At 35.4% G+C, this 11584-nt stretch carries 10 protein-coding genes; 4 read left to right on the top strand and 6 right to left on the bottom strand.

Annotation, left to right across the window (positions count from 1 at the left end):
- Together ACIQ2S_RS07285 and ACIQ2S_RS07280 are read left to right on the top strand one after the other, a co-directional pair.
- On the top strand, window positions 1-103 hold a 103-nt coding region (locus ACIQ2S_RS07285; protein ID WP_396174473.1), incomplete at its 5' end, for a DUF2480 family protein.
- Between the two features lie 87 nt (window positions 104-190).
- Window positions 191-1099, top strand: coding sequence for a DUF3078 domain-containing protein (locus tag ACIQ2S_RS07280; RefSeq protein WP_396174471.1), 909 nt, complete (start codon window positions 191-193; stop codon window positions 1097-1099).
- 58 nt (window positions 1100-1157) lie between these two features.
- Here the strand turns inward: ACIQ2S_RS07280 and ACIQ2S_RS07275 are convergent, their stop codons facing one another.
- The 6 genes from ACIQ2S_RS07275 to ACIQ2S_RS07250 form a co-directional block, all read right to left on the bottom strand.
- Complete coding sequence (locus ACIQ2S_RS07275) at window positions 1158-1817, bottom strand: 3-oxoacid CoA-transferase subunit B (protein WP_396174468.1); 660 nt, start codon at window positions 1815-1817, stop codon at window positions 1158-1160.
- A gap of 140 nt (window positions 1818-1957) precedes the next feature.
- Window positions 1958-2656 (bottom strand): CoA transferase subunit A, encoded by a 699-nt coding sequence (locus ACIQ2S_RS07270; RefSeq protein ID WP_396174465.1) that lies wholly within the window; start codon window positions 2654-2656, stop codon window positions 1958-1960.
- Window positions 2657-2740: 84 nt separating this feature from the next.
- Window positions 2741-5026, bottom strand: coding sequence for a transglycosylase domain-containing protein (locus ACIQ2S_RS07265; protein WP_396174463.1), 2286 nt, complete (start codon window positions 5024-5026; stop codon window positions 2741-2743).
- A 7-nt stretch (window positions 5027-5033) separates the two neighbouring features.
- Window positions 5034-5519, bottom strand: a complete 486-nt coding sequence (locus tag ACIQ2S_RS07260; RefSeq protein WP_396174461.1) for a gliding motility lipoprotein GldH — start codon at window positions 5517-5519, stop codon at window positions 5034-5036.
- Window positions 5503-6666 (bottom strand): stage 0 sporulation family protein, encoded by a 1164-nt coding sequence (locus ACIQ2S_RS07255; RefSeq protein WP_396174458.1) that lies wholly within the window; start codon window positions 6664-6666, stop codon window positions 5503-5505. The genes ACIQ2S_RS07260 and ACIQ2S_RS07255 overlap by 17 nt, the downstream gene beginning before the upstream one ends.
- Window positions 6667-6849: 183 nt before the next feature.
- Window positions 6850-8208, bottom strand: coding sequence for a rhodanese-related sulfurtransferase (locus tag ACIQ2S_RS07250; RefSeq protein ID WP_396174456.1), 1359 nt, complete (start codon window positions 8206-8208; stop codon window positions 6850-6852).
- Window positions 8209-8600: 392 nt separating this feature from the next.
- Between ACIQ2S_RS07250 and ACIQ2S_RS07245 the strand changes: the two genes are divergently transcribed.
- Both ACIQ2S_RS07245 and ACIQ2S_RS07240 read left to right on the top strand, forming a co-directional pair.
- Entirely contained in the window at window positions 8601-9797 is a 1197-nt protein-coding gene (locus ACIQ2S_RS07245) for an efflux RND transporter periplasmic adaptor subunit (RefSeq protein ID WP_396174454.1), read from the top strand.
- Between the two features lie 16 nt (window positions 9798-9813).
- Window positions 9814-11584: efflux RND transporter permease subunit (locus tag ACIQ2S_RS07240; RefSeq protein ID WP_396174451.1), on the top strand; the 1771-nt coding region annotated here is incomplete at its 3' end.

Genomic DNA, 11584 nt, shown 5'->3' with positions numbered 1-11584 from the left:
ATCGGCATATATTGCAGCGATTCAATTCCTGCAGCCGTTTGCTAAAAGTATTATGTTTGGTGAAGCTTGTTCCGCAGTTCCTCTTTTCAAATCTTCAAAATAATATAAATATGTTATAATCTGGCAACTAGTTACTTGCATAGGTCAATTCAATTTTTAACTTTGTAGAATTATTTTTAAATTCTGACAAATGAAAAAAATTATTTTAGCGATTGCATTTCTATCTGTTTTTTCAATCAATGCACAAGAAGTTGTTAAAGAGATTGAAAAAGTGACCAAAGCCATTGAAGACACTACTCGAACACGCGGGTGGACTAAAAAAGGAGAAGTTATCTTTTTATTCAACCAATCAAGCTTTAGTAATTGGTTGGCTGGTGGTGAAAACAACTTTTCGGGTAATTTAGGACTTAATTACGATTTTAATTATAAAAGTGAAGATTGGTCGTGGGATAATAAAATCATTGCTTCGTATGGATTGTTGCAAACTCAAAATGCAGCGTTTGAAAAGAAAACAGATGACCGATTAGAACTGAACTCACTTGCAGGGAAAAAAGCAGGGGGTTTATGGTATTACTCTTTATTCGTAAATTTCAGAACTCAGTTTACTAGAGGTTATGAATATACGACTATTGGCGGTATTGAGACTAGAGAGGAATTTACTAATTTTATGTCACCGGGTTATTTGACTTTTGGTCCGGGTTTAATGTGGAAAAAAACCGATAATTTCAAATTCAATTTGGCTCCTCTTTCATCAAAAATGACATTTGTAAGTGAAGAATTAAGAGAAGAGTTTGCTGGGCAGAATTATTTTGGAGTTGATGAAGGAAAAACATTACGATACGAACTAGGTTTTTTTGCATCAGGATATTATAAATTCAAATTATTTGAAAATGTATCTGCTGAAAATATTTTAACTTTATACTCCAACTACTTAGAAGATCCACAAAATGTAGATTTAGACTATCAGTTAAATATTGTGATGACCATCAATAAATTCTTAACTACGAATTTCTCTTTCCAAACCATTTATGACGATAATGCTTTTCAAGGTTTTCAAGTGCGTCAGGTTTTTGGATTGGCTGTTAAGTACGGGTTTTAGTTAAAAAATAAGATTATATCTCATTTAAAACCTCGCATTTTTGCGAGGTTTTAATGTTTTAATCGATAGTCATTTCAGGAATTTCGCCCTCAACAATTAGTGTTCCTTCGGTTGCATTTATAATTTCTTCCACACTTACACCGGGTGCTCTTTCTAGCAATTTAAAACCTTTTGGCGTTACATCCATCACGGCAAGTTCCGTTACTATTTTTTTAACGCATCCTACCCCGGTTAAAGGCAATGTGCAATTTTTTAATACTTTCGATTCTCCGGCTTTGTTTACATGCATCATGGCCACAATAATATTTTCGGCAGAGGCAACTAAATCCATTGCACCACCCATTCCTTTCACCATTTTTCCGGGAATTTTCCAGTTGGCGATATCGCCCTTTTCAGAAACTTCCATAGCTCCTAAAATTGTTAAATCGACTTTTTTACTGCGAATCATTCCAAAACTAAAAGCAGAGTCAAAAAAGGAAGCTCCGGGAAGCGTTGTAATGGTTTGTTTTCCTGCGTTGATGATGTCTGCATCTTCTTCACCTTCAAAGGGAAAAGGGCCCATTCCAAGCACTCCATTTTCGCTTTGAAATTCAACAGAAATATCTGTTCGAACAAAATTCGCCACTAATGTTGGAATTCCGATTCCGAGATTTACGTAATAACCGTCTTTGACTTCTTTTGCAATTCGTTTTGCAATTTGGTTTTTATCTAATGCCATTTTTTAATGTGTCAATGTTTTAATGTGTCGATGTGTCAATTTAATGTGTCGATGTGTCAATGAGTTGATGTGTCGATTTGTCGATTTGGGAATTAATAGGCCAATTAATTGTCACATTGGCATATTGTTCCATTGGCACATTATCTTTGTCTAACGGTTCGTTGTTCAATGCGTTTTTCGTACTTCTCACCTTGAAAAATGCGGTTGACCATGATTCCAGGGATGTGTATTTGATTGGGGTCTAACGTTCCTGCGGGAACTAATTCTTCTACTTCCGCAATGGTTATATTTGCAGCTCCTGCCATGCACGAATTAAAATTTCTAGCGGTTCCTTTAAAAATAAGATTTCCTGCTTCGTCACCTTTCCAGGCTTTTACAATAGCAAAATCGGCATTGTAGGCTTCTTCCATTACATACATTTTACCATTGAATTCGCGGGTTTCTTTGCCTTCGGCAACTTCTGTTCCGTAACCTGCAGGCGTAAAAAATGCGGGAATTCCATGTTGTGCTGCTCTACATTTTTCTGCTAAAGTGCCTTGAGGAGTTAATTCCACATCTAATTCGCCTGATAACATCTGTCTTTCAAATTCTGCATTTTCTCCCACATACGACGATATCATTTTTTTAATTTGATTTTTTTGTAGCAGAAGTCCCAATCCAAAATCATCTACACCCGCATTGTTAGAAATACAAGTTAGGTTGGTAACTCCCATTTTCACTAATGCTGCAATCGTGTTTTCCGGTATTCCACAAAGTCCAAATCCACCAAGCATTATGGTCATTCCGTTTTCGACACCTTGCAGGGCTTCATTTACGTTTTTAACTGTTCTTGTAATCATAAATAGTTATTTAATAACAAGGTTTAAAGGTATAAAAAAATCGCCTTTTGTCAAAGGCGATTCTAGTGTTTGATTAGGTATAATTTAATTGATATTAAACTCTTTCACATCTTGATCAAAGTCTAAAGAGTCAACTACTGCGGGTTTATAACAGTCTACTTTAATCGATAAGTTTTTAGGTCGTTCAAAAGCTTCTTTTGAAACGTTTAGTTTACCATCTTTATAACATTTATCCATATATAATCCCCAAATCGGCAAGGCCATAGTTGCACCCTGGCCCATATGTGTTGTACTAAATCGTGCGGAGCGATCTTCACAACCTACCCAAATTCCGGTACATAAATTGGGCACAAAACCCATAAACCAACCATCTGAATTATTTTGAGTGGTTCCTGTTTTTCCAGCAATTGGGTTTGTAAAGCTGTATTTGTAGTTTCTAAAGCCGGCACCACCCCATCGTAAGCGGGTTCCTGTTCCAGATTCGGTTACACCTTCCATTAACTTTACAACAGCATAGGAAATATCTTCATTTAAAACATCGTGCGATTCCGGAATGGTTTCAAATAAAACATTACCGTTTTTATCTTCAATTCTTGTAATAAATTGCGGTTTAATATAGATTCCTTTGTTTGCAAAAGTACTAAATGCTGCCACCATATCTTGAACGGTAATTTCAACAGCTCCTAAAGCAATAGATGGTTGAACAGGGATTTCGGCCGTAACCCCTAAATTATGAGCCATATCAACAACTGCTTGTGGACCTGTTTTATCAATTAATTTAGCTGATACGGTGTTGACAGAATTTGCCAAGGCCTTTTTTAATGTGATCATTCCACGATATTCTCCGGTTGAGTTTCTAGGTGTCCAATTGGCAGTTACATTATGTCTTCCTTTTGGAATGGTAAAGGGACTGTCGATAATTGAATCACAAGGCGACATATTATGTTCTGCAATGGCTGTTGCATAAACAAATGGTTTGAATGTAGAACCTACTTGTCTCGCACCTTGACCTGCATGATCGTACTGAAAATGTTTGTAATTGATACCGCCAACCCACGCTTTAATTTGTCCGGTTTCCGGCTCAATAGAAATCATACCTGTTCGGAGAAAGTGTTTGTAATAACGTATGGAATCCATTGGAGTCATAATCGTATCGCGTTCACCTTTCCAAGTGAAGACTTTCATTTCTGTTTTTACATCAAATGATTTGATAATTTCTTCATCACTTTTATCCTGAAGTTTCATCATTCGCCAACGCTCAGAATTTTTCATGGCACGACTCATCAATTTATCCGTTTCTTCTTCAGAGATTCTATAAAACGGAGCGTTTTTATTTTTCTTTTGTTGCTTAAAAAATTCAACCTGAAGATTTTTCAAATGTTCGTCCACAGCTTCTTCCGCATAGGTTTGCATTCTAGAATCGATGGTTGTGTAGATTTTTAATCCGTCGCTGTAAATATTGTAATCAGTGCCATCCGGCTTTTTATTTTCATCAATCCATTTTTTCATGTAATTCCGCAGATATTCTCTAAAATAAGTTGCAATTCCATCTGTATGGCTTTCAGCTTTAAAATTTAACTCGATTGGTTTTTTCTCTAAAATTGCTTTTGCTTCAGGTTCTAAAAAGTTATTTCGAACCATTTGAGATAAAACTGTATTTCTTCGATTTAATACTAATTCTTTTTTACTTTCCTTTCTGGGATTATAATACCGTGGATTTTTTAACATTCCCACTAGTAAGGCACTTTCTTCTATAGTTAAATCACGTGGTTCCTTTTGAAAATATATTTTAGAAGCAGATCGAATTCCTACTGCATTATTCAAAAAATCGGCTCTGTTTAAATACAGAGCAATGATTTCATTTTTAGTATATTGACGTTCTAATTTGGTTGCAATAATCCACTCTTTTACTTTTTGAACGATTCTGAATAGTATAAATCTTGAACCTTCTCCATGAAATAAAAGTTTAGCTAATTGTTGCGAAATAGTACTGGCTCCTCCATCTGCTCCAAGACTAGCCACAGCTCTTAAAGTTCCTCTTGCGTCAATTCCCGAATGTTCATAAAAACGTTCGTCTTCGGTGGCAATTAATGCATCGACCAAATGTTGAGGCAAATCTTCATATTTAACAGGAGAACGATTTTCTCGATAAAATTTACCCAAAACTACTCCGTCAGAAGAAATAATTTCGGTGGCTAAATTTGAATCAGGATTCTCTAATTCATCAAACGATGGCATAGAGCCAAATACTCCCAAAGAAGTTAAAAAGAAGAAGGCAAAAACACTTCCCAATCCAATAAAAAACACCTTCCAAAATTTCTTTTGATAATAAGCGATGTCTTTTACTTCCGTTTTCTTTTTTTGAGCCATAGTAGTATTATTCTGTTGATTCAATTCTAAACCCTACATCTAGAATTCCGTCTAGGTTTTCAACACCGGTAATTTTACCGGAATGTCTAACTGCGTGTTGGATATACACATTATAGGTTCCTGAATTTTTGAATTGGTATTTTTCTTTATAAAAAAGCTTACTTTCTTTTGTTTCGGTAAAACCGTCACCTAAGAGCGTTCCTTCGGCATTTGCCATTTGATATTCTAACGTATCTACAATTGTTTGTTTGTTGGGCTGCTCTAATTCAACAATCAAAAATAAATTATTGTAAGGATACTTGTTGTTGTTTCTCAAATTTACAAACAAATTGTACGGTTTTAGCGTGTCTTTCTGTGAAAACGAAAAAGAAACTACACTATCCTTATGCCATGTTTGTCCGACAGATTTATACTCGTCGAAGATTCTTTTTTTGTCACATGAGGTGAAACAAATCAGTATAATCAGGAATAGTAGATTACTTTTTTTGTTCATTTCTATTCGGATTAGGCTTTCTTTTTTTGTTGGGTCTCTTTTTGTTTTTGGGTTGATCAAAACGCGTAATGCTTTCCTGACCCATTGCATTGTTAAAGTCTTTTTTGTTCTCTTGAACTACTTCAACCGCAAAATCTTCTAACGAAGAAACTCTAATTTTCTTTTTGTTTTCGGCAACAATTTCTTTCACCTGTTCAATATTCAACACATGCCAATTGGCGTTGTTTTCTGCATAAGCAAACCACATCAAACCTTTGAAAATATCTTGTTTCTGGCAATAAGCATCTCCCTTTTCGGTGTATAATTTGGTTTCAAAATCTGGAAAATCTTTCAAAGCATCCATGTAAGTGTCTAGTTCATAATTCAAACAACACTTTAATTTTCCGCATTGACCTGCTAATTTTTGTGGGTTTAAAGATAGTTGCTGATATCTTGCTGCCGAAGTATTTACACTTCTAAAATCGGTTAACCAAGTAGAACAACACAATTCGCGACCACAAGAACCAATGCCACCTAAACGAGCAGCTTCCTGACGGAAACCTACTTGTTTCATTTCAATTCGGGCTTTAAATGTTTGAGCATATTCTTTAATCAACTGACGAAAATCTACTCGATCTTCAGCAGTGTAATAAAACGTAGCTTTTGAACCATCCCCTTGAAATTCAATGTCAGAAATTTTCATCTGTAACTTAAGCTGAATGGCAATTTCACGGGCTTTCACTTTCATTGGTTCTTCCTTTGCTCTTGCATCCGTCCAAATATCAATGTCTTTTTGAGAAGCTTTTCGATATACTTTTACAATTTCAGGGCTAGTAATGCTAACGCCTTTTTTCTTCATTTGAATTTTAACTAATTCTCCCGTAAGTGTAACGATTCCAACATCATGCCCCGGAGAAGCTTCGGTGGCTACTATGTCACCAATGCTTAAGGTAAGTTTTTCAGTATTGCGATAAAATTCTTTCCGTCCGTTTTTGAAACGCACTTCCACACAATCAAACGGTTCTTGTCCGCCAGGCAAGCTCATATTAGCCAACCAATCGAAAACCGTTAATTTGTTGCAGCTATCGGTGCCGCAAGTCCCTTTATTTTGACATCCTTTGGGAGCTCCTCCATCTTTACTCCCGGTAGAACAGTTTGTACAAGCCATAATTTAATTATATATATTGATCGCTCCTAAAAAAATAAGGAACTACTAGTCATCAAACGTTAAGTGTGTAAAGATAGTATTTTTTTTATAGAAGTATAAACTGCTTTAATTTCTATAATTAAAAAAGAAAAGCCTATTTTATGAATGAAAAATAGGCTTTTGCAGCTGTGATTTATAAAATTATCAATGTATAATTTTAAACAACTTATCTGATAAGCGAATTCTGAACGGAACAGCAAAAGTTAATTTGTCACCTGATTTTGCAATAGTACCTGCTTTGCCATTAATAAAAATATTTTCTAGAATTAGCTCTTGATTTCCGGTAGTTGGTCCACAAATTAAAACGGTATCACCAGATTTTATTTCTTGATTTTCAATTAAGAACAAACCCACTTGTGCTTTTGTGTAATAATGTTGTGCTTTGCCTACCATTATTTTTTTGCGTTTGATACGTTCGCGGATGGGTTTTGGCTTTTCAGCTATAGATAGGGATTCATCGCTCAATAAACCGGAATGTTTGAATTTTAGTGCATCTGATTTACCTTTTTTGAAAATCATGTTTCCTTTTTGAATGCCTTTTCGCAGTTTCACTTGTTCCGCTAAGGGCAAATGAATGATTTCCTGACATTCAGTTGAACAACAATTATCCATTTTATCTTTGCATTCATCGCATTGTATGAATAATAAATGACAACCATCGTTTACACAATTGGTGTGATTATCGCATGGTTTGCCACATTGATGACATTGTGATACGATATCATTGGTGATTCGTTCTCCCAATCGATGATCGAAAACGAAATTTTTACCAATGAATTTACTTGGCAAACCTTCTTGTTCAATTTGACGGGCATATTCAATAATTCCGCCTTCCAGTTGGTACACATTTTTGAAACCTTTATGCTTAAAAAAAGCACTTGCTTTTTCGCATCGAATTCCTCCGGTGCAATACATCAATAAATTTTTATCTTCTTTGAAATCTTTTAACTGTGCTTCGATTATGGGCAATGATTCTCGAAAGGTGTCCACATCCGGAGTAATAGCTCCTTTAAAATGACCAATTTCACTTTCGTAATGGTTTCTAAAATCAACTACAATGGTGTTTGGGTCTTCAAGTAATTGATTGAATTCTTTTGCTTTTAAGTGAATTCCTTTGTTGGTAACATCAAAAGTAGAGTCATCCAAACCATCCGCGACAATTTTATGTCTGACTTTAATCGTTAACTTTAAAAAGGAATGATCATCGTGCTCTCGGGCAATATTCAATCGAATACCTTGCATAAAATCATATTTTTCAATGGTATCTTTGAAATAATAAAAGTTATCTGCCGGTAATGAAAGTTGGGCATTGATCCCTTCGTTGGCAACATAAATTCTGCCTAAAACATCCAGTGGATTCCAAGCTAAGAATAAATCGTCTCTAAATTTTTTAGGGTCTTCAATTTTTGCGTAAGCATAGAAAGACAAGGTGAGTCGTTGTTTGCCGGCTTGGTCAATAAGTTCGGCTCTTTCCTCTGCTCGCATTGTGTTATACAGTTGCATGCTATAAACAGTTTGAGTTAGATAGAGACGTAACATGTTACGTCTTTACAAAATTTTTAAGAACTCTAAATGGAAGAATTCGTTTGCAAAGGTAAATTTTTTAGTTCAGGTAACAAAATTACTTTGCTTTTGGCTGCTTAAAGAAAGATAATTTTGTCCACACACATTGAACTGTTGAGAAAAGTTGCCGAGCAGGTAAAAGCGATGATAGAGCTTGACTAAAAACTAATTATTTAGGAAAATACTTTAATTTAAAAAAATGAGATCATGGTAAAAAGCGGTATAAAATTTACTCTTATGGAAGAATTTGGATAAAGTCTTACAAAATTCATTATTTAAATTACATAATTACTACTAAATTATCAGCTTAATTTTTTGGTTTTATTTAACTTATGAATACTTTTACAAAAAAACAAATCACTATGAAAGTGTCCTATAATTCAAGTAAGTTACTAATTCAATTTATTCTTTTAACATCTTTTCTTTCTTGTAAAAAGGAAATTGCTCCGGAAGCTAAACCTTTAGAAATAGGAATTATTGAAGTCTTACAACAAGATGTACGCTTAGAATCGGAATATACCGGACAAACTTTTGGTCAATCAGATATTCAAATCAACCCTCGTGTTGATGGAGTAATTGAAAGTTTAAATTTTAAAGAAGGTAGTGTTGTTACAAAAGGAGAATTGCTTTACACCATTGACCCCTTGCAAATTCAAACAAGAGTTAGTCAAGCACAAGGTACTTTGGCAGAATCTCAAGCTAGTTTGTCTAAAACTAAATCTGATTTAGACATGATAGAACCATTAGCTAAAATGAATGCTCTAAGTCAAAGAGAATTAATTGCTGCGAAAGAAGCTTATAATGCTTCAGTAGCAAGAATGAAGGCTTCGACAGCATCATTAGAAAATGCAAAAATAGAATTAAGTTATTGCAGAATTACAGCACCCATTACAGGATTGATAGGAATTTCAAAAGTACGAGTTGGCGATTATGTCCGTCCAGGAGCAATGACAGTTTTAAACACTATTTCAGATTTGGGAGATGTAAGAGTGCGTTTTACAATTAGCGAACAAGAGTACCTTCGCATTTTCAGAGAATATACAAAAGAAAATTCAACATTAAAAGGAATAGGGCAATCAATAACACTTAAATTATCCGATGGCTCAATGTATCCACAATTAGGTAAAATGAGTTTTGCTGACCGACAAATTGATCCATCAACAGGGGCCATTACTTTTGAAGCTGCTTTCCCAAATCCAGATAAATTACTCCGTCCGGGACAGTATGTTAAAGTTGGAATTGTTACTGATGTTCGTAAAGATGCCATTGTAATTCCGCAACGTGCTGTGATTGAAATGCAAGGAATTTATCAAGTATATGTGTTGGCTGCTGATAATAAGGTAGAAATGAGGGTTATAACTCCCGGACCAACCTTCAAAGATGGATATGTGATAGAAGACGGTTTAAAAGCAGGAGATAAAATAGCATTAGGAGGAACTTCGTTATTAAAAAGCGGAAGTCTAATAGTTCCAAAAAAAATAAATTGGCTACCTGGTCAGGATGTAACTAATACAGCACAAATTAAATAATTAAGCCACCTTACTCATGGGAGAATTTTTTGTTCGAAGACCGATTGTAGCCATGGTAATTAGTATCATAATTGTGATACTCGGATTACTTGCATTACAGAAAACACCAGTTTCACAATATCCAGATATAAATCCTCCGGTTGTAAAAATTACAACTCGTTTTACAGGCGCAAATGCACTAAATGTTGAACAAGCTGTTGCTACTCCAATTGAACAAAAAGTAAACGGGGTAGAAAACATGTTGTATATGAAATCTACCAATACATCTGATGGAGCTTGTACAATTGAAGTGACTTTTGATGTGGGCACCAATTTGGATAATGCCAATATGCTTACGCAAAACCGTCAGGCTCAATCTGCACCTTTTATGCCTTCTAGTGTAAAACAACAAGGAGTTGTAGTTAAAAAATCATTGTCTTTTCCAATGATGTTGTTTACCATTACTTCAACCAATCCAAAATTTGATGCTAAATTTTTGAATAACTATGCCAGCATCAACGTAGTCGATCAGTTGGGACGTATAAATGGGGTTGGAGAAGTTTCACTTTTTGGCGGGAGTGATTACTCGATGCGTATTTGGCTCAAACCTGACATAATGTCTAAATTAGGGGTAACAGTTGATGAGGTAAAAAATGCTTTGAATGCTCAAAACATGATTAGTCCCGGTGGAAAATTTGGGTCAGAACCAGCTCCACAAGGGACAGAGTTTACTTATGGAGTTACTCTGCAAGACCGTTTAGTTACTGAAAAACAATTTGGAAATATTGTAGTTCGAAGTAATGACGATGGAGCACAAGTTTTATTGAGTGATATCTCTCGCATTGAATTGGGATCTGAAAACTACAGTTCAAGTGCCAGAAGAAATAGTTCGCCAAGTGCTGTAATAGCTTTGTATCAAATGCCGGGGAGTAATGCTCTTGAGGTTGCAGAAGCCGCAAAAAAAGCGATGAAAGAAATAGCTGAAAAATTCCCTAAAGATATAGAATTTCAAGAATCTTTAGATACAACGCTTGCCATTACTGCCGGTGTTGAAGACATTGTTCATACACTTTTTGAAGCGGTATTGTTAGTAATTCTCGTAGTATTTATTTTTCTTCAAAACTGGCGAGCTACATTAATTCCTTTGATAACCGTACCTATTTCTTTAATTGGAACTATTGCTGTTTTCCCAATGTTGGGATTTTCCATCAATACACTTTCTTTATTGGGGTTAGTTTTGGCGATTGGTATAGTGGTAGATGATGCCATTGTAGTGGTTGAAGCTGTAATGCATCATATCGAAAAAGGTAAAACTCCTCGAGAGGCTACAATTCAGGCAATGAAAGAAGTTTCAGGGCCAGTAATTGCAATTGCTTTAATTTTGATTGCGGTATTTGTTCCCGTGGCAATGACACCCGGAATCACTGGACGATTTTACCAACAGTTTGCGATTACTATTGCAGTTTCTGTTGCTTTCTCCGCATTTAGTGCTTTGTCTTTAAGCCCTGCTTTGTGTGCGATGCTTTTAAAACCCACAAAACCGGTGGAAGAACAAACAGGATGGTTGGCTAAATTTTTTGCTGGTTTCAATAGGATTTTCGAAAAAGTTACCGGCGGATATTTAAAAGGAGCTACTTTTTTTGCAAAGAAATCGATACGGATTGTCGCTTTGCTTGCTGTGGTTTTGCTTGCTGTCACTTTGTTAGGTAAAAAAATTCCAATGGGTTTTATTCCTGAAGAGGATCAAGGATATGCACTGGTTAATATCTCATTACCCCCAGCATCTTCACTCCAACGTACAGATGAAG

Source organism: Flavobacterium sp., assembly GCF_044371705.1.
In the GTDB taxonomy this organism is placed as follows: Bacteria; Bacteroidota; Bacteroidia; order Flavobacteriales; family Flavobacteriaceae; genus Flavobacterium.
The sequence above is the reverse complement of the archived record's forward strand: the minus strand, read 5'-3'. Positions and strand labels throughout refer to the sequence as shown.